The sequence below is a fragment of the Arthrobacter sp. PvP023 genome, assembly GCF_017832975.1.
In the GTDB taxonomy this organism is placed as follows: Bacteria; Actinomycetota; Actinomycetes; order Actinomycetales; family Micrococcaceae; genus Arthrobacter.
The window spans coordinates 2,078,706-2,096,355 of the sequence record NZ_JAFIBI010000001.1; the positions used below are offsets into that span (position 1 = coordinate 2,078,706).

Consider the following 17,650-nt stretch of genomic DNA (forward strand, 5'->3'; position numbering starts at 1 on the left):
ATTGGGCAAATCGGCCCCCGGAGCTGCCCCCGGAGCCGCCTTGGGAGACGTCCTTGGCGCTGCTCCCGGCGCCGTCCCGCGGGGGACCGCGCTCTCGCCTAGACTCGCACTGGGAACACCATTTTCGACGAGGAGCAGCCGTGCGTTTTTTGAGTGAACCGTCCACCGACCTGACCTACTCGGACGCCTTCCTGGTGCCCTCGCGTTCCGACGTCACATCGCGGCTGGATGTTGACCTGGCGGCGGACGATGGCACCGGCGCCTCCATTCCGCTGGTGGTGGCGAACATGACGGCCGTGACCGGAAAGCGCATGGCCGAGACCATGGCGCGCCGCGGGGGACTGGCCGTCCTTCCGCAGGATGTTCCGCTCGATGTACTCCGCGACGTCACTGCCTGGATCAAGTCGCGCCATACCGTCTTCGAAACACCGGTGAGCCTGCTGGCCTCGGAAACCGTCATCGACGCCCTCCACCTGATGGGCAAACGGCCCCATGGAGCAGTGGCTGTCATGGACGACGCCGGGAATGTTGCCGGCGTGGTCCGCGCCGCGGACTGCGAGGGGCAGGACCGCTTTGCCTCGCTGGCGTCGGTCATGCGCCAGGCTCTGGTGCTGGATGCCTCCGCCTTCGGCGCCGGGCCGGTCGCGGGGGACGCGGCCGCGGGCGGCCGTGACGCTTCGCTGCGAAATGCCTTCGAGGCCATGGACGCCGCGGGGACGGACTTTGCGCCCGTCCAGCTCGGCGGCTCCCTCGCGGGAGTCCTCACCCGCAAGGGTGCCCTGCGGTCCACCATCTATCGTCCGCTGCTGGACGCGGCGGGGAAGCTCAAGGTGGCTGCCGCCGTCGGAATTAACGGCGACGTGGCCGGCCGGGCAGCGGAACTGCTCGCCGCCGGCGTCGATGTCCTGGTGATCGATACCGCGCACGGGCACCAGCAGAAGATGTTCGACGCCTTGGCGGCCGTCCGGAGCCTTGACCCCGCCGTTCCGATTGTGGCCGGCAACGTCGTCACGGGGGATGCCACCCGGGAGCTGATCGACGCCGGGGCGGACATCGTCAAGGTGGGCGTCGGACCGGGGGCCATGTGCACCACGCGCATGATGACGGCGGTGGGCCGCCCCCAGCTGTCCGCCGTGCTGGAGTGCGCGGCTGCTGCGCGCGACGCCGGCGGGCGGATCTGGGCCGACGGCGGCGTACGGTATCCGCGGGATGTGGCCCTGGCACTGGCGGCCGGTGCCAGCCAGGTGATGATCGGTTCGTGGTTCGCGGGGACCCATGAAAGCCCGGGGGACCTGCAGACGGACGCGAACGGACGCCTTTATAAGGAGAGTTTCGGCATGGCATCGGCCAGGGCCGTGCAGAACCGGAACCAGCGGGAGGGCGCTTTCGAAAAAGACCGCAAGGCACTCTTCGAAGAAGGCATCTCCACGTCACGCATGTACCTGGACCCCGCCCGTCCGGGGGTGGAGGATCTCGTGGACACGATTACTGCAGGGCTGCGCAGTTCGATGAGCTACGCCGGCGCCGCGGACCTCGCCGGTTTCCGCGAGCGCGCCGTGGCGGGAATCCAGTCGGCTGCCGGCTACGAGGAGGGCCGTCCCGTTCCGCAGAGCTGGTGACGGATGCGCGCAGGGGAGCGGTTAGTCCCTGCAGAACCGCTCCTGTGCGCTGTGGCTGCTCCTGTAGACTGAAATTCTTATGGACAGTAAATCTAGGTGCCGGCCTGGGCGCTGTCAGCGGAGCATGAACACCAGCTCCCCGCAGCCCACCCACAGAGCCGGCAAACCCCGTTCACGCGCCCATCACTCTGCAGCAGTCCGTGCCGCAGCCTTCCAGGAAACAGGGTCGGCACCGGCCGACCATCCTCCGCCGGCCCGCCTTCGCGGCAACACCGTCTTCCCCCGGGTAGCTCCGTACCCGGCGCCTGCCGGCTCCCGGAAGCGGATACCGTTCCCGGGACGGCCGGAGGCAAGCCGCTGATGGAATGGCTTCTCCTGGGAGCAGGCATCCTGCTCATCCTCGGTACGGGCTTCTTCGTCGCCGTGGAGTTCTCACTCGTTGCCCTTGACCAGGCCACTGTCCAGCGGGCCGTAGACAGCGGCGACGCCGCGGCCGTACCGCTGCTCAAGTGCCTGAAATCGCTGTCCACCCAGCTGTCCAGCTGCCAGCTCGGAATCACGCTGACCACCCTGCTGACCGGCTATGTCATTGAGCCGTCCGTAGGCAAGCTGCTGGAAGGGCCGCTGACCGTGGCCGGCGTTCCGGAAGCGGCAGCTGCTTCGGTCTCCCTCGTGATGGCCATGACCATTGCCACCCTGCTGTCCATGCTGATCGGCGAGCTCGTGCCCAAGAACATGGCCATTGCGCTGTCCTTGCCGATCGGCAAGGCCGTCGCCCGGCCGCAGCTGGTGTTCACCGCCGTCTTCAAGCCGGCGATCATTGTGTTGAACGGCTTCTCCAACAAGGTGCTGAATGTCTTTGGACTCGAAGCCAAGGAGGAGATCTCCGGTGCCCGGACACCGGCCGAACTGGCATCCCTGGTGCGCCGTTCCGCCGCCATGGGAACGCTTGACCCCGGAACAGCAAACTTCATTGCCCGGACGCTGAAGTTCTCCGGCCGGACCGCCGCCGACGTCATGACGCCCAGGATCCGGCTGGAAACCATCGGCGCCGCGCAGCCCGTGTCGGACATCATCGACGCCGCCCGGCGGACAGGCTATTCACGCTTCCCGGTCATCGGTGAGTCCGCCGACGACATCCGGGGCCTGGTGCACGTGAAAAAGGCGATCGCCGTCCCTTCGGACCGGCGCGCCAACCTTGAGGCCGGAGCCATCATGACGGACGTCCTGAGGGTTCCCGAGACCATCCACCTGGATGCACTGCTGGCAGAACTGCGCGAAGGAAACATGCAGCTGGCCGTGGTGCTGGATGAATACGGCGGCACGGCCGGCATCGCCACGCTTGAGGACCTCGTGGAGGAAATCGTCGGGGAAGTCGCCGATGAACATGACAAGGTGCGGCCGGGACTGCTCCAGAGCGCCTCGGGGGACTGGTACTTCCCCGGCCTGCTGCGTCCGGACGAACTGTCCGAACAGATCCCCGGATTGACGGTTCCTGATGAGTCCGCCTATGAAACCGTGGGCGGCTATGTCATGAGCCAGCTCGGCCGGATCGCCGCAGTCGGGGACACCGTGGACGTCGGCGGGGGCACCCTGAGTGTGACCCGGATGGACGGGCGCCGGATCGACCGGATCTGCTTCAAGCCTGTTCCCGTCCTCGGCGAAGAACACGCGGCCGGCCAGGGAGGCACGGCATGAGCGACTGGGTAGGAATTGTCTGGCTGGTGCTCCTGCTGATCGGGAACGCGTTCTTCGTGGCCGCGGAGTTCGCAGTGATGTCCGCCCGGCGGAGCCAGATCGAGCCGCTGGCTGAAGCGGGGTCCCTGCGGGCTCAGACCACGTTGCGGGCCATGGAAAGCGTGTCCCTCATGCTCGCGTGCGCCCAGCTGGGCATCACGGTCTGCTCCCTGCTGATCCTGCAGGTGGCTGAGCCGGCCATCCACCACCTGATGGCCGTGCCGCTGGAAGCCGTGGGTGTGCCGACGGAACTCGCGGACGTCGTGGCCTTCGCCGTGGCACTCCTCGCGGTGACCTTCCTGCACGTGACGTTCGGCGAGATGGTGCCCAAGAACATTTCGGTATCTGTCGCGGACAAGGCGGCACTGCTGCTGGCGCCGCCGCTGATGTTCATCGCACGCCTCGTGAACCCGGTGATCGTGGCCCTCAACTGGTCTGCCAACCACATCCTGCGCCTGCTGCGGATCGAGCCCAAGGACGAGGTCAACTCCTCGTTCACCTTGGAGGAGGTCCAGTCCATCGTGCAGGAGTCCACCCGGCACGGACTCGTGGATGACGACGCCGGCCTCATCACCGGCGCACTGGAATTCTCCGAGCACACGGCGTCCCGGGTCATGGTTCCGCTGGACAAGCTGGTCATGATGCAGTCGCCCACCACGCCGGTTGAGTTCGAAAAAGCCGTCAGCCGTACGGGGTTCTCCCGGTTCCCGATGATGGACGAGGACGGCATGCTTTCGGGCTACCTTCACATCAAGGATGTGCTGTCCATCCCGGAAGCCGGATATGAGCATCCGATTGCCGAAAGCCGGATCAGGTCCCTGGCGAACCTGTCCATGGATGACGAGATCGAGAAGGCGATGTCCGTGATGCAACGCACCGGCTCGCACCTGGCGCGCGTCATCGGACCGGACGGTAAGACCAGGGGTGTGCTGTTCCTGGAAGACGTTATCGAACAGCTCGTGGGTGAGATCCGTGATGCCACCCAGGCGAAGGGAATCCGCCGGCTTGGCCAGCGGAACGGCGACTAGGAGTCAGCGGAGGGCGCAACCGGACGCGGTAGCCCTAAATAGGAATGATTCCTATTTAGGGCTACACTCGTCTTGTTGCTAATGCTCCTGATTCTCATGTAGCAAGTCCAGACAACCAGATCCGAGGTCCTTCCGTGCGCCGTTCCGCAGTCTTCTCCGTCACCGCCCTTGCCGGCCTGAGCCTGGTGCTGTCAGCCTGCAGTACGACGACGGGCGGCCAGCCTGCGGCGTCCGGCACCATTGAAGTTGTCACTTCCACGAACGTTTACGGGGACATCGTCCGGGAAATCGGCGGCGACAAAGTGAACGTCAAAGCACTCATCAGCAAGGTCAGCCAGGATCCGCATTCCTATGAGGCCACCACGCAGGACAAGCTTGCGGTCTCGAAGGCCCGGCTGGTGGTTGAAAACGGCGGCGGCTATGACGACTTCATCCACAAGCTGGCCGACGACAGCAACGTGGGCCACGACAACATCATCAGCGCAGTCGAAGTCTCCGGGCTTGCCCCCGAAGAAGAGCCGGCGTCCGGGTCCACGGCCGGGGCCGACGACCACGGGCATGCCCACGATCACGGAGCCTTCAATGAGCACGTCTGGTACAGCTTCGATGCCATGACCAAGCTGGCCGACGCCGTCGAAGCCAAGCTTGCAGCGTTGGAGCCGGCGTCCGCGACGACCTTCCAGGCCAATGCCGCCGCCTTCAAAAAGGAGATCGCCGGGCTGAACGCAACGGTGGCCGGTCTGGCCGCCACGGCAGCCCAGGCTCCCGTTGCGGTGACCGAACCGGTGCCGCTGTACCTGATCGAGGCCGCCGGCCTGGTGAACAAAACTCCCGCCGACTACACGGCCGCCATCGAGGAAGATGCCGATGTGCCGCCCGCTGCCCTCAAGGAAGCCACGGAGCTGGCAGGATCAAAGGACATCAAGTTCCTGGCGTACAACACGCAGACGGAAGGTCCGCAGACGCAGGCCCTCAGGAAGGCCGCCGAGGCCGCCGGCGTCCCCGTGCTTGACTTCAGCGAAACCCTTCCGGAAGGGACGACGTACGTGCAGTGGATGAGCAGTAACGTGGACAGCATCGCGCAGGCCCTGAAAAAGTAGCCGTCGCCCCGCGGCCCCGCCGTCCCGCCGGGGGAAATCACCTCCCCCGGCAACGGACCGCACGGGTTGAACCATCCCCGGCCGGCCCGTCCTAAGATGGTGGGGGCGCTTCGCCCCGTATGAATCGAGGATTAAGAACGTTGAAACCGGTAGTGAGCCTCCGCGGAGCCACCCTGAAGTTCGGGAAACGGACATTGTGGGAGGACCTGGACCTCGACATCAACCCCGGCGAGTTCTTTGCGGTCCTCGGCCCGAACGGCAGCGGCAAAACCACGTTCCTGAAAGTCCTGCTGGGCCTGCAGGACCTCCATTCCGGGACCGCAACACTGGGCGGCCGCCCGGTGGAGCGGGGCAGTAAGCTGATCGGCTATATTCCGCAGCAGAAATCCTTCGCACCGGATACGCCACTGCGTGCCCGGGACCTCGTGGGACTTGGCGTGGACGGCCACCGCTGGGGACTCCGGCTGGGCGCCGCCAAGGCCAACCGCAGGATCGACGAGCTGCTGGACCTCGTGGGAGCGGCAGACTATGCCAAGGTCCCGGTGGGCCAGCTGTCGGGCGGCGAACAGCAGAGGCTAAGGGTCGCCCAGTCGCTGGCCTCGGATCCGCGGGTCCTGCTGTGCGACGAACCGCTGCTGTCCCTGGACCTTCAGCACCAGCAGGCCGTCAGCGCACTGATCAACGAGCAATGCCGCAGCAAGGACAGCGCCGTCGTATTTGTCACGCACGAGATCAATCCGATCATCGACTATGTGGACCGCGTCCTCTACCTTGCCGGCGGACGGTTCCGGGTGGGCAAGCCCGCAGAGGTGATGACAACCGAGGTGCTCTCCGGGCTTTACGGCAGCCGGGTTGAGGTAATCCGGGCCAACGGCCGGATGATCGTCGTGGGGCTGCCGGAGGGTGTCACCCACCACCACGAGGACGCACATTCAGTGGCAGGGGAGGTGGGCTAGATGGATTTCGACGGCATCCTGCGTTCCATCTTCAATTTTGACAACTACGGCGAGCTCCTGGCCCTGGTCCAGAACTCCATCTGGGCAGGAGCGCTGCTTGGCCTGCTGGGCGGGCTCATGGGTACGTTTGTGATGAAGCGGGACCTCGCCTTCGCGGTCCACGGAATCTCCGAGCTTTCCTTTGCAGGTGCAGCCTTCGCGCTGCTGATCGGAGCCAACGTCGTGTTCGGATCCCTCGTCGGTTCGGTGCTCGCGGCGCTGCTCCTGGGCGTAATGGGAGTCCGTGCCCGGGACAAAAACTCCATCATTGGCGTGATCATGCCGTTCGGCCTGGGCCTGGGCATCCTCTTTCTTTCGCTGTACGAGGGGCGGGCCTCCAACAAGTTCGGCCTCCTGACGGGGCAGATCGTGTCCGTGGATACGGTTCAACTGCAGGTACTGGCCACGGCGGCGCTGGTAGTGATGATCGCGCTGGTGGCCATCTGGCGTCCGCTCACATTTGCCAGCGTGGACCCGGAAGTGGCGGAAGCCCGCGGGGTACCCGTCCGGACGCTGGGCATCGGGTTCATGGTGCTGCTGGGAATCAGCGTGGCGCTGTCCATCCAGGTGGTGGGGGCACTCCTGGTGCTCGCCCTGCTGATCACTCCGGCCGCTGCCGCGCTTCGCGTAACCTCATCGCCCCCGCTGGTGGTGATTCTCAGCGTGGCCTTCGCGGTGACCGCCACCGTGGGCGGCATCATGCTGGCCCTCGGCGGCCGGATACCCATCAGCCCCTACGTGACCACCCTGTCATTCCTGATCTACGTTGTGTGCCGGATCATTGGCGGCATACGGGCCGGGCGCGGCCTCAACGGACGCGTCCTGCCGGCCGGGGCTGGCGCCTCTTAGCCCGCCGCGGCCTTGCGGGCCGTGCAGTCCGGGCACAGCCCGAAAATCTCCACGGTGTGGGCCACTTCGGTGTAACCGTGCTCCGCGGCGGTCCGCGCAGCCCAGGTCTCCACAGCGGGAGCTTCCACTTCCACGGCCTTGCCGCAGTTGCGGCACAGCAGGTGATGGTGGTGGCCTGTGACGGCGCACCTCCGGTAGACGGCCTCGCCCTCGCCGTTGCGCAGGACATCCACGAGCCCGTCGTCGGCAAGCGACTGAAGGATCCGGTAGGCAGTGGCCAGCGACACCGAGGTGCCCTGGTTCTGCAGCATCCGGTAGAGCTCCTGGGTGCTGACGAAGTCGTCCAGCTCATCCAGGGCGGCGCTCACCGCCAGTCGCTGCTTGGTGACACGCTGCTCCCGGCCGCCGGCGGAAACCGGTGCGGATAGCTTTGTGCCTTCGGCTTTGGCGCCGTGGGCCATGGATTGACTCGCTTCCCTAAGGGGTGTTGGCAATGTCCAAGATTACCAGCCGGGAGTTCAAGGACGGGTTCGTGGACGGGTTCGTGGACACTGCCGCGCGGCCCACCCTAGGCTGGCTCCATGAAGCTGACTAAATACACCCACGCCTGTGTCCGGCTCGAGAAGGACGGCCAGGTGCTGGTGATAGATCCCGGCACGTTCTCCGAAACCGGACAGGCCCTCGAAGCGGCAGGAGCCGTCCTGGTCACCCACGAGCACGGCGACCACATTGATGTACCGGCCGTGGTGTCAGCGCTGCGGGACAATGACTCGCTCCAGGTCTTTGCCCCGGCGGGAGTGGCGGCAAAACTGCGGTCGGAGGCGCCGTTTGCCGAGTCCCGGATCAGCGACGTCGAACCTGGCGAGGCATTCACCGCCGTCGGCTTCGAGGTTCAGGCGTTCGGCGGACAGCACGCCCTGATCCACCCCCAGATCCCCGTGGTGGCGAACATCGGATACCTGATCGACTCGAACGTGTACCACCCCGGGGACTCATTCGTGATTCCGGACGGCATTGGCGTCCGGACACTCCTGGTCCCGGTGCACGCGCCCTGGAACAAAGTGGGCGAGGTGGTGGATTTCGTCATTGGTGTCCGCGCCGCCAAGGCATTCCCCATCCACGACGCCCTGCTCAATGAAACCGGACTCGGCCTGATCGAAGGGCACGTGAAGCGGCTCGGGGCAAAATACGGCACCGAGTACGCCCACCTCTCCAGCGGGGAATCCGTGGAGGTCTAGGCGCGCCATGTTCCGGTGTCGAAAAAGTCCCTGATGGCGGCCTCGTGCGGCCTCGGGTCCAACCCGCGCGCCGCCAGCCACTCGGTGTTGTAGTAACTCCCGGCGTACCGGTCGCCGCCGTCGCACATCAGCGAGACCACGCTTCCCCGCCGTCCCTCCGCGACCATTCCGGCGATCAGCTGCCACACGCCCCACAGGTTGGTTCCGGTGGACGGGCCCGCATGCAGCCCGGCCAGGTCCCGCAGGTGCCGCATGGCCGCCACCGAGGCAGCGTCGGGGACCTGGATCATGTGGTCTATCACGGCGGGCACGAAGCTGGGTTCCATCCGGGGCCTGCCGATGCCCTCGATGCGGGACGGCATACCGGTGCTGAAGCCGGCGACGCCGTCCCGCCAGCCGGGGTAGAAGGCGGAGTTCTCGGGGTCCACGACCGCGAGCTCCGTGTCATGGCGGTGGTAGCGCAGGTAGCGGCCGATGGTGGCGCTGGTTCCGCCGGTACCGGCACCCACCACGATCCAGCGGGGGACGGGGTGCTCTTCGAGGGCCAGCTGCTGGAAGATGGACTCGGCGATGTTGTTGTTGCCCCGCCAGTCCGTGGCCCGCTCGGCGTAGGTGAACTGGTCCATGTAGTGCCCGCGAGCGGTGCGCGCGACTTCCTCCGCGGCGGAATACACCTCAGAAGCATGGTCCACCAGGAGGCAGGACCCGCCGAACTGCTCAATGAGGGCAATCTTCTCCGGGCTGGTGGTGCGGGTCATCACAGCGATGAACGGCAAGCCAAGGAGCTGGGCGAAGTAGGCCTCCGAGACAGCCGTACTGCCGCTGGAGGCCTCCACGATGGTGGTGTCCTCCCGGATCCAGCCGTTGACCAGGCCGAAAAGGAACAATGAGCGCGCCAGCCGGTGCTTCAGGCTGCCGGAGCGGTGCGTGGACTCGTCCTTCAGGTAGAGCTGGACGCCCCAGTGCTGCGGAAGCGGAACGGAGTAGAGGTGCGTGTCCGCAGACCTGTTGTTCTCGGCGTTGATCCTGCGGACGGCTTCATCCGCCCACGCCCGGTCCTGTTTGCCCGCACGGTTGCCCATTTTGTTCACCAATTCAGCCTACCCGGGACAGCGGGCGTCCACGGATACAGTGGGTACCGGCTGCCCGTCCGCGTTGTGCGCCGGCCGGACAGTTTGTCATCCGAATTAAAGGAGATTTGATGAACCCCCTGATGGACGTGTCCGCGCTGAACCACCGGATGACCTCCGGCGGGCGCACCGTTCTGCTGGATGTGCGCTGGGCACTGGGCGATCCCCATGGCCGCCAACACTATCTTGAGGCGCATATTCCCGGCGCTATCTACGTTGACCTGCCCACCGCGCTGGCAGCGCCGGCGGACCCCGGCCAGGGCAGGCATCCCTTGCCGCCGCTGCAGCAGTTCCAGGAATCGGCGCGGTGCTGGGGAATCCGGGACAACGACGTCGTGGTGGCCTATGACCACACGGGCAGCACCGCTGCCGCCAGGCTGTGGTGGATGCTGCGCAACGCCGGGGTGTCCACCGTCTTCCTGCTCGACGGCGGCCTGTCCGCCTGGCGGGCCGCCGGATACCCCGTGGAGGGCGGCCTCGAGCAGGCCTCGCTGGGTGACGTCACACTGACCGACGGAGCGATGCCCGTTATCGACGCAGCCCAGGCCGCGCAGTGGCCCGGGCGGGGAGTCCTGCTGGACGCGCGGGCGGCCGAACGCTACCGCGGCGAGATCGAACCGGTGGATCCGCGGGCAGGGCACATTCCGGGCGCTGTGAGCGCCCCGACGGCCGGCAACATTGGAAGCGACGGACGTTTCCTGCCGCCGGAGGAGCTGCGCGGGCGTTTCACCGCCTTGGGCGTCAGGGCGGATGTGCCCACCGCTGTCTACTGTGGCTCCGGCGTCACTGCTGCGCACGAAATAGCCGCACTGGAAATCGCCGGTTTTCCGGCTGCACTCTACCCAGGTTCGTTTTCGCAATGGTCCAATGACCCCGCCAACGTGGTGGCCACGGGAGCGGCCCCGTGAGCCCGACTCCGATTGGAGCGCCGGCCGGGGGCAGGGGTAGCGTCGGAGGATGACTCCTGGACGCCCCTTACCACCGCCCCTCGCCAAGCCGCTCCCCGGCAACCCGCCGCCAGGCGGACACCAGCCTGAACCTGCATCCCCCACGCCGCCGCGGCTCGCCGCGGCCTACGGGGCTACGGCCGCCGGCAGCGGACTGGTTCCGCTGACCGTCGCCCGCCGGGTTCCGAAGGACGATGACGTCGAGATCGCCATAGAGTTCTGCGGCCTCTGCCATTCGGACGTGCACGCAACGCGCGGCGAGTGGGGCGCCCACAACTACCCGCTGGTGCCGGGCCATGAAATCGTGGGCCGCGTCAGCCGCGTGGGAATCGCCGTGGAAGACTTCGCGCCGGGCGACCTCGTCGGCGTGGGATGCATGGTGGATTCCTGCCGTGAATGCGACAGCTGCCTGGACGGGCTGGAGCAGTACTGCGAAAACGGCATGACCGGCACTTACGGAGCGGTGGATGCCCGCAACGGCGGCGCCGTCACGCAGGGCGGCTACGCCACGTCTGTGGTGGTGGACCGCCGGTATGTGCTGCGGGTTCCGGAAAACCTTGACCCCGCCGCCGTCGCACCGCTCCTCTGTGCCGGCATCACCACCTATTCCCCGCTGCGGCACTTTGACGTCGAAGCCGGAGACGTTGTGGGGGTGGTGGGGCTCGGCGGACTGGGCCACATGGCCGTCAAGCTCGCCAAGGCCATGGGTGCCGAGGTGAAGGTGTTCACCACCTCGGAGTCGAAGGTGGCCGCGGCCCGTGAGCTGGGCGCTGACGGCGTCATCCTGTCCCGCGACGAAGCGTCCATGACGGCCGCGGACCGCAGTATCGACGTCATCATCGACACGGTGGCGGCACCGCATGACCTAAACCCCTACTTCCGGACCCTTCGCCGGGACGGAGCCCTCTTCCAGCTCGGCCTGCCTTCAGGCGCAATGCCGCCAGTCAACCCGGGGACCCTGATCCGGCGCCGGATCGCCTACGCGGGCTCACTCATCGGAGGCATCGCCGAGACCCAGGAGATGCTGGACTTCTGTGCAGAACACGGCGTCGTTTCCGATGTCGAGGTGGTGGGCGCGGAGCAGCTGAACGAGGCCTATGACCGTATGGTGGCAGGTGACGTCAAGTATCGTTTTGTCCTGGACACCAGTACCCTCGGGACCCCTTCGGAAAAGGCAGACGCATGAGCACCGTTTTCACCAAGATCATCAACGGCGAGATCCCCGGCCGCTTCGTCTGGCGGGACGAGGACGTAGTGGCATTCCTGACCATGGGCCCGCTTGCCGACGGCCACACCCTGGTGGTTCCCACGGAGGAAGTGGACCGCTGGACGGACGCTCCGCCCGCCCTCCTGGCCCGCGTGATGGAAGTTGCGCGGAAGATAGGTGCTGTCCAGGTCGATGTTTTTGACGCCGCACGGGCAGGGCTCATCGTGGCCGGGTACGAGGTCAACCACCTCCACGTCCATGTGTGGCCGTCCAACTCCATGGCCGACTACGACTTCGGCTCGGTGGACCACAACCCGGACCCCGCGCAGCTGGACGCCAACGCCGAAAAGCTCCGGGAGGGGCTCCGCGAGGCGGGCCACGGAGACCACGTTCCCACGGCCTAACGTATCCGCCGCAGGCACCGGCGTGGCTCCCTTGCGGGTGCTACGCCGGGGCCAGCGCCTTGTTCAGCACCGTGCGGATCCGCTTCTCGGAGACTGAATAGGCCGTCCCGAGTTCGACGGCGAAGAGGCTCACCCGCAGCTCCTCAATCATCCAGCGCACCTGTGTTAACTCCGCGCCCGCGCGGCGCCCCGGCAGCAACGCGGAGACAGCGTCATCGTAGTCGTCTTCCAGCCCCTGGACGGCTGCCATGCTCAGGGCGTCCCGCTGGACGTTGCCGGGCAGCTTCTCCAGCCGCTTCTCGATCGCGGCGAGATAGCGCGGCAGCTGGCTGAGCTGTGCGTAGCCCGTCCGTGCCACAAAGCCGGGGAAGACGAGCTGTTCGAGTTGGCTTTTCACATCGTTGAGCGCGCTGATGAGTGCCAGGCTCGTGGTGCCCTTCAGCTGCTTCTCGATCCGGCGCGTGCTGGCAAGGATACGCTCCACCACTGCGGTGACCGTGAACACCGTGTCGATGAGCTCGGCCCGGACCTGCTCGTACAGTGACTTGAAGGACGCCTCGTCCCAGGGCAGTTCGGCCGGGGTGAGCTTGTCGATCGCGGCCAGCGCGCAGTCCGCAATCAAGGCGGACACGGAGCCATGCGGATTCTGGCTGAAAGTCAGCTTCTCCGTGTTGTTCAGGTGTTCCAGGACGTAGCGGTCCGGCGCCGGGACCTTCAGCGCAAGGAGGCGGATGACGCCGCCGCGCATGGCCTGTTCCTGTTCGGAGGTGGTCTGGAACAGCCGGAGTGCAACGGACGTGCCCTCGTCGACCAGGGCGGGGTAGCCGGTGACAGTATGCCCTTTCACCATGCCCTGGACCTGGCGCTGCACGGTTCCGAAGGTCCAGTCCGTCAGCCCGGACTTCTCTGCAAAGCCGGGTGTCACGGCACCGTTTGGGGACGGCGTTAAGGCGCCGGCGTTCTTCGGTGCCTGCGCGGACTGCCCGCGCTGTGCGCCCTTCGGGCCCTTCGGGGCTGTTGTCACGGGGGTTGCCCCCAGCGATTCGGCGATCGCCCGCCGGGTGGCCGGGGCCAGCCGCTCCTGCAGTGCCGCAAGGTCCTTGCCCTCATCCAGGACCTTGCCCCGGGAATCAACCACGCGGAAGCTCACCCTGAGGTGGGCGGGCACGGCATCCCAGTTCCACGAACCCGGCGGAATGACCTGTCCGCGGATCCGGCGGAGGACCAGTTCCAGCGAGGGTTCGAGATCGTCGGCGGCCGGATCGAAGTCCGCCTCCAGTGCCGCCACCGCCTGGCGGGCGACGTCCGGGGCGGGCACGAAATTCTTTCGCACCTGCTTGGGCAGCGACTTGATCAGGGCCGTGACCAGCTCCACGCGCTGGCCGGGGATGAGCCAGCGGAAGGCGGCGTCGTCGAGCTGGTTCAGGAAGAGCACCGGAACCTCGGCGGTGACGCCGTCGGACGGGTTGGGCGGCGAGCCGGGCGCCACCGGATGGAACTCGTAGCTCAGCGGAAGCTCGAAGCCCTTGTGCAGCCAGGTTTTAGGGTAGGCCGAATCATCCAGCGCGTCGGCGTCCTCACTGATCAGCAGGGACTGGTCGAAGTCCAGCAGGGCGGGGTCCTGCTGGCGTGCTTCCTTCCACCACTTGTCGAAGTGCCGCTCGGACACCACGTCCTTGCCGATCCGGGCGTCGTAGAACTCGAAGAGCGTCTCGTCGTCCACCAGGATGTCCCGGCGACGCATCCGCGCTTCAAGCTCTTCGATCTCCTGAAGAAGGGCACGGTTGCGGTGGAAGAACTTGTGGTGGGTCTGCCAGTCGCCCTCGACGAGGGCATGCCGGATGAAGAGTTCCCGGCACAGCTCCGGATCCACCTTGCCGTAGTTGATCCGGCGGCTGGGGATGATGGGGACTCCATACAGGGTGACCTTTTCGTGGGCCATCACCGAGCCCATCTTCTTGGACCAGTGCGGCTCGCTGTAGCTCCTCTTGACCAGGTCCGGCGCCACCTGTTCGGCCCAGAGCGGATCGAACTTCGCGGCGACGCGGGCCCACAACCGGCTCGTTTCCACCAGTTCGGCGGCCATCACAAAGGTGGGGGACTTCTTGAACAGTGCCGAGCCGGGGAAGATCGCGAAGCGGCTGCCGCGGGCGCCCGCGTATTCGCGCTTGCGCTCGTCGAGGATGCCGATGTGGCTCAGCAGGCCGGAGAGCAGGCTGATGTGGATACCCTCATGGTTTCCCACGGGATCGGCCAGGCGCTTGTTGTCCAGGCTGATGCCCAGCGGGCGGGCGAGCTGGCGGAGCTGGGCGAAGAGGTCCTGCCATTCCCGCACCCGCAGGTAGTTGATGAACTCGGTCCGGCACAAACGGCGGAACTGCGTGGAGGACAGTTCCTGCTGCTTCTCCTGGAGGTAGTTCCAGAGGTTCAGGAAACCGGTGAAGTCCGAGTTCTCGTCCCGGAACCGCGCATGCTTTTCCGCGGCGAGCTGTTGCTTGTCGGTCGGTCGTTCGCGCGGGTCCTGGATGGTCAGCGCAGCGGCGAGGATCATGACTTCGCGGACGCAGCCGCGTTTGCCCGCTTCCACGATCATCCGGCCCAGCCGCGGGTCCACCGGCAACTGGGCGAGTTTTTGCCCGACGGCGGTCAGTCCGCCGCCGCCGTTCCTGCCAGCCGCAGCCCCTGCGGCACCCTGCGGACGGGCGGCGCTCAGGGCGCCGAGTTCGCGCAGGAGCGTGACGCCGTCGTTGATCGCGCGTGAATCGGGCGGCTCCACGAACGGGAAGTCTTCCACGTCCTTGGGTCCGCGGGCCACCCCCATGGCTGTCATCTGCAGGATGACTGCCGCGAGGTTGGTGCGCAGGATCTCCGGGTCGGTGAACTGCGGCCTGGACTCGTAGTCTTCCTCCGAGTACAGCCGGATGGCGATGCCGTCGGACACGCGGCCGCAGCGGCCGGAACGCTGGTTGGCCGAGGCCTGGGACACGCGTTCGATCGGCAGCCGCTGCACTTTGGTCCGGTGCGAGTACCGCGAGATGCGCGCGGTGCCGGTGTCCACGACGTACTTGATGCCGGGCACCGTCAGGGACGTTTCAGCGACGTTGGTTGCCAGCACGATCCGCCGTTTGCTGCCGGGGTGGAACACCTTGTGCTGTTCCTGCAGGCTCAGCCGGGCGAAGAGGGGGAGAACCTCCGTGCCGGCCAGCCGCCGGTTCGACTGGATACGGGCGTTGAGGGCCTCGGCGGCGTCACGGATTTCGCGCTCGCCGGAGAAGAAGATGAGGATGTCGCCCGGCGCCTCGAGGGCCAGTTCGTCGACGGCGTCGCAGACGGCGTCGAGCGGGTCACGGTCCTCCTCGAGTTCATCGTCGGAGGTGTTGTCTTCTTCGTCGCCAGGCGCGGCTCCGCCAGCCGGCTGGGACAGCGGCCGGTACCGGATTTCCACCGGGAACGTCCGGCCGGACACCTCGATGATAGGGGACGGCTCGTCCTCGGTGCCGAAGTGCTTGGCGAACCGCTCGGGATCGATGGTGGCGGAGGTGATGATGATCTTCAGGTCCGGGCGCTGCGGCAGGATCCGCTTGAGGTAGCCCAGGATGAAGTCGATGTTGAGGCTGCGCTCGTGCGCTTCGTCGATGATGATGGCGTTGTACTTGCGCAGCAGCTTGTCGCGCTGGATCTCCGCGAGCAGGATGCCGTCGGTCATGAGCTTGACCTTGGTGGACCGGCTGACCTCGCCGGTGAAGCGGACCTGGAAGCCCACCTCCTGGCCGATTTCAACGCCGAGCTCCTCCGCGATGCGCTCGGCCACGGTGCGGGCAGCAAGCCGGCGCGGCTGGGTGTGGCCGATCAGTCCGTTGTCGCCCAGGCCCAGTTCGAGGCACATCTTGGGAATCTGGGTGGTCTTGCCGGAGCCGGTCTCGCCGGCGATGATCGTCACCTGGTTGGCCGCAATGGCGGCCATCAGGTCCTCGCGGCGCTCGGAAACCGGCAGCTCGGCGGGGTAGGAAATATGAAAAGTCATGGCTGGACACAGTCTACTGCGGCCGCGGCCGGCTGCTGCGTTCTGCTGTCCCAGGGCGAAGGACCCGGCCCGCAGGCGGGCCGGGTCCTTCCTGGTTGTTGTGCCCGCTGCCCGGGGTGAAACGGGATCCGGGCGTCACCGCTGTCAGTAGTTCCGCAGGGTGTAGCTGATGCTTGGCAGGTCCAGCGCGGACCAGTCCTGCTCCGAGCGTTCGGGAGGTGTGTGGCCCCGACCGTCTTTAAGGAGGGCGGCGATGGTGGCCGGCAGGATGATGAGCAACAGGACGATGAGTACAACTCCGAAGGTTTCCATGCCTCCATGTTTCTCCCCTTCGGTTCGGCAAAACAGTGGCAGAAATGCCCAAAAAGCTATAATTTCTGCCACAATGGAAGCATGCTCAACTCAGTCGCAGTGATTGTGGTTCCCAACTTCTCCATCTTCGAGTTCGGGACCGCCTTCGAGGTGTTCGGCATCGACAGGTCGGCGCGGGGGAGCGGTGTGCCGGCCTTCGATTTCCGCGTCTGCACGCCGGAACCGGGTGATGTCCGGCTTAAGTCCGGGCTGACCATGCACGTCGAGCTGGACCTGGAAGCGGCCGCCGATGCGGACCTGGTGATCATGGCTCCTTACGGCCATGACCAGGATGTCCCGGAAACGGTGCTGGATGCTCTGCGCGCCGCCCATTCGCGCGGAGCCTGGGTGATGTCCATCTGCTCGGGCGCTTTTGCGCTTGCGCGTGCCGGCCTGCTCGATGGCCGCCGCTGCACCACGCACTGGCACTTTTCCCGGGAACTGGCCAGCCGCTACCCGGCGGCGCTCGTGGACGAGAATGTCCTGTACGTCCAGGACGGCCGGATCATCAGCAGCGCCGGGACCGCGGCGGGCATCGACGCCTGCCTGCACCTGGTGCGGGTGGAACTCGGAGCCGGCGTGGCAGCGAGCATTGCCCGCGACATGGTGGTCCCGCCCCACCGCGACGGCGGGCAGGCCCAGTTCATCGACCGGCCCATTCCGTCCTGCGGGTCGCAGCCCATGGAGGAACTGCTGCAGTGGATGGTTCGCAACCTCGAGCACGACCACACAGTCAATGAGCTCGCGGCGCGGGTCCACATGTCGCCGCGGACGTTCGCGCGCCGCTTCCGGGCTGAAACGGGCGCCACGCCTGCTGCCTGGCTCAACTCCCAGCGGGTGCTGCGGGCGCAGGAGCTTCTGGAATCAACGGAGCTCAACATCGACGAGATTGCCCGGGAGTCGGGGTTCGGCCATTCCGTGCTGCTCCGGCACCATTTCGGCAAGGTGCTGGCGACGAGCCCGCAATCGTACCGGCGGGCGTTCCGCGGCCACCTCGAACCCGCCGTCTAGCATCCGGCAC

General features: G+C 66.4%; 15 protein-coding genes. 11 read left to right on the plus strand and 4 right to left on the minus strand.

The annotated features are described in order from the left end of the window. Window positions 1–140 precede the first annotated feature (140 nt). The 6 genes from JOE31_RS09540 to JOE31_RS09565 all read left to right on the plus strand — a co-directional run bounded on the left by JOE31_RS09540 (window position 141) and on the right by JOE31_RS09565 (window position 7,328). The gene (locus JOE31_RS09540) at window positions 141–1,619 is read left to right on the plus strand and encodes a GuaB1 family IMP dehydrogenase-related protein (protein ID WP_209743622.1); all 1,479 of its coding nucleotides are present in this window, start codon (window positions 141–143) and stop codon (window positions 1,617–1,619) included. Between the two features lie 360 nt (window positions 1,620–1,979). Beyond that, window positions 1,980–3,317 (plus strand): hemolysin family protein, encoded by a 1,338-nt coding sequence (locus JOE31_RS09545; protein ID WP_209743624.1) that lies wholly within the window; start codon window positions 1,980–1,982, stop codon window positions 3,315–3,317. After that, on the plus strand, window positions 3,314–4,384 hold the full coding sequence (locus JOE31_RS09550) for a hemolysin family protein (protein ID WP_209743626.1): 1,071 nt from the start codon (window positions 3,314–3,316) through the stop codon (window positions 4,382–4,384). The genes JOE31_RS09545 and JOE31_RS09550 overlap by 4 nt, the downstream gene beginning before the upstream one ends. 134 nt (window positions 4,385–4,518) lie before the next feature. Then, window positions 4,519–5,484, plus strand: a complete 966-nt coding sequence (locus JOE31_RS09555; RefSeq protein WP_209743628.1) for a metal ABC transporter solute-binding protein, Zn/Mn family — start codon at window positions 4,519–4,521, stop codon at window positions 5,482–5,484. Between the two features lie 119 nt (window positions 5,485–5,603). After that, a complete protein-coding gene (locus tag JOE31_RS09560; RefSeq protein WP_209743630.1) occupies window positions 5,604–6,440 on the plus strand; it encodes a metal ABC transporter ATP-binding protein in 837 nt (278 codons plus the stop codon). Continuing rightward, window positions 6,441–7,328, plus strand: a complete 888-nt coding sequence (locus tag JOE31_RS09565) for a metal ABC transporter permease (protein ID WP_209743632.1) — start codon at window positions 6,441–6,443, stop codon at window positions 7,326–7,328. It begins immediately after the preceding gene. Here the strand turns inward: JOE31_RS09565 and JOE31_RS09570 are convergent. Then, on the minus strand, window positions 7,325–7,789 hold the full coding sequence (locus JOE31_RS09570; protein ID WP_209743634.1) for a Fur family transcriptional regulator: 465 nt from the start codon (window positions 7,787–7,789) through the stop codon (window positions 7,325–7,327). The two genes, JOE31_RS09565 and JOE31_RS09570, sit on opposite strands and share 4 nt — an antisense overlap. A gap of 120 nt (window positions 7,790–7,909) precedes the next feature. Here JOE31_RS09570 and JOE31_RS09575 point away from each other — a divergent pair, with 120 nt between their 5' ends. Then, window positions 7,910–8,566 (plus strand): MBL fold metallo-hydrolase, encoded by a 657-nt coding sequence (locus JOE31_RS09575; protein ID WP_209743636.1) that lies wholly within the window; start codon window positions 7,910–7,912, stop codon window positions 8,564–8,566. Here JOE31_RS09575 and JOE31_RS09580 read toward each other — a convergent pair. Next, window positions 8,563–9,648 (minus strand): PLP-dependent cysteine synthase family protein, encoded by a 1,086-nt coding sequence (locus JOE31_RS09580; RefSeq protein WP_209748301.1) that lies wholly within the window; start codon window positions 9,646–9,648, stop codon window positions 8,563–8,565. The two genes, JOE31_RS09575 and JOE31_RS09580, sit on opposite strands and share 4 nt — an antisense overlap. Window positions 9,649–9,767: 119 nt before the next feature. On the opposite strand from JOE31_RS09580, the gene JOE31_RS09585 reads away from it, so the two are divergent. From JOE31_RS09585 to JOE31_RS09595, 3 genes are read left to right on the plus strand one after another with little or no spacing between them, the layout of a single operon-like run. Further along, entirely contained in the window at window positions 9,768–10,604 is an 837-nt protein-coding gene (locus JOE31_RS09585; protein ID WP_209743638.1) for a sulfurtransferase, read from the plus strand. A 49-nt stretch (window positions 10,605–10,653) separates the two neighbouring features. Further along, the gene (locus JOE31_RS09590) at window positions 10,654–11,829 is read left to right on the plus strand and encodes an NAD(P)-dependent alcohol dehydrogenase (RefSeq protein WP_245199100.1); all 1,176 of its coding nucleotides are present in this window, start codon (window positions 10,654–10,656) and stop codon (window positions 11,827–11,829) included. Beyond that, complete coding sequence (locus JOE31_RS09595; RefSeq protein ID WP_209743640.1) at window positions 11,826–12,254, plus strand: HIT family protein; 429 nt, start codon at window positions 11,826–11,828, stop codon at window positions 12,252–12,254. Before JOE31_RS09590 ends, JOE31_RS09595 begins: the two co-directional genes overlap by 4 nt. A gap of 40 nt (window positions 12,255–12,294) precedes the next feature. Here JOE31_RS09595 and hrpA read toward each other — a convergent pair whose 3' ends face one another. Both hrpA and JOE31_RS09605 read right to left on the minus strand, forming a co-directional pair. Beyond that, window positions 12,295–16,278, minus strand: a complete 3,984-nt coding sequence (hrpA, locus tag JOE31_RS09600) for an ATP-dependent RNA helicase HrpA (protein ID WP_209743643.1) — start codon at window positions 16,276–16,278, stop codon at window positions 12,295–12,297. Between the two features lie 144 nt (window positions 16,279–16,422). Further along, the gene (locus JOE31_RS09605) at window positions 16,423–16,590 is read right to left on the minus strand and encodes a hypothetical protein (RefSeq protein ID WP_209743645.1); all 168 of its coding nucleotides are present in this window, start codon (window positions 16,588–16,590) and stop codon (window positions 16,423–16,425) included. Window positions 16,591–16,671: 81 nt separating this feature from the next. On the opposite strand from JOE31_RS09605, the gene JOE31_RS09610 reads away from it, so the two are divergent. Continuing rightward, the gene (locus JOE31_RS09610; RefSeq protein WP_209743647.1) at window positions 16,672–17,640 is read left to right on the plus strand and encodes a GlxA family transcriptional regulator; all 969 of its coding nucleotides are present in this window, start codon (window positions 16,672–16,674) and stop codon (window positions 17,638–17,640) included. Window positions 17,641–17,650: the final 10 nt, after the last annotated feature.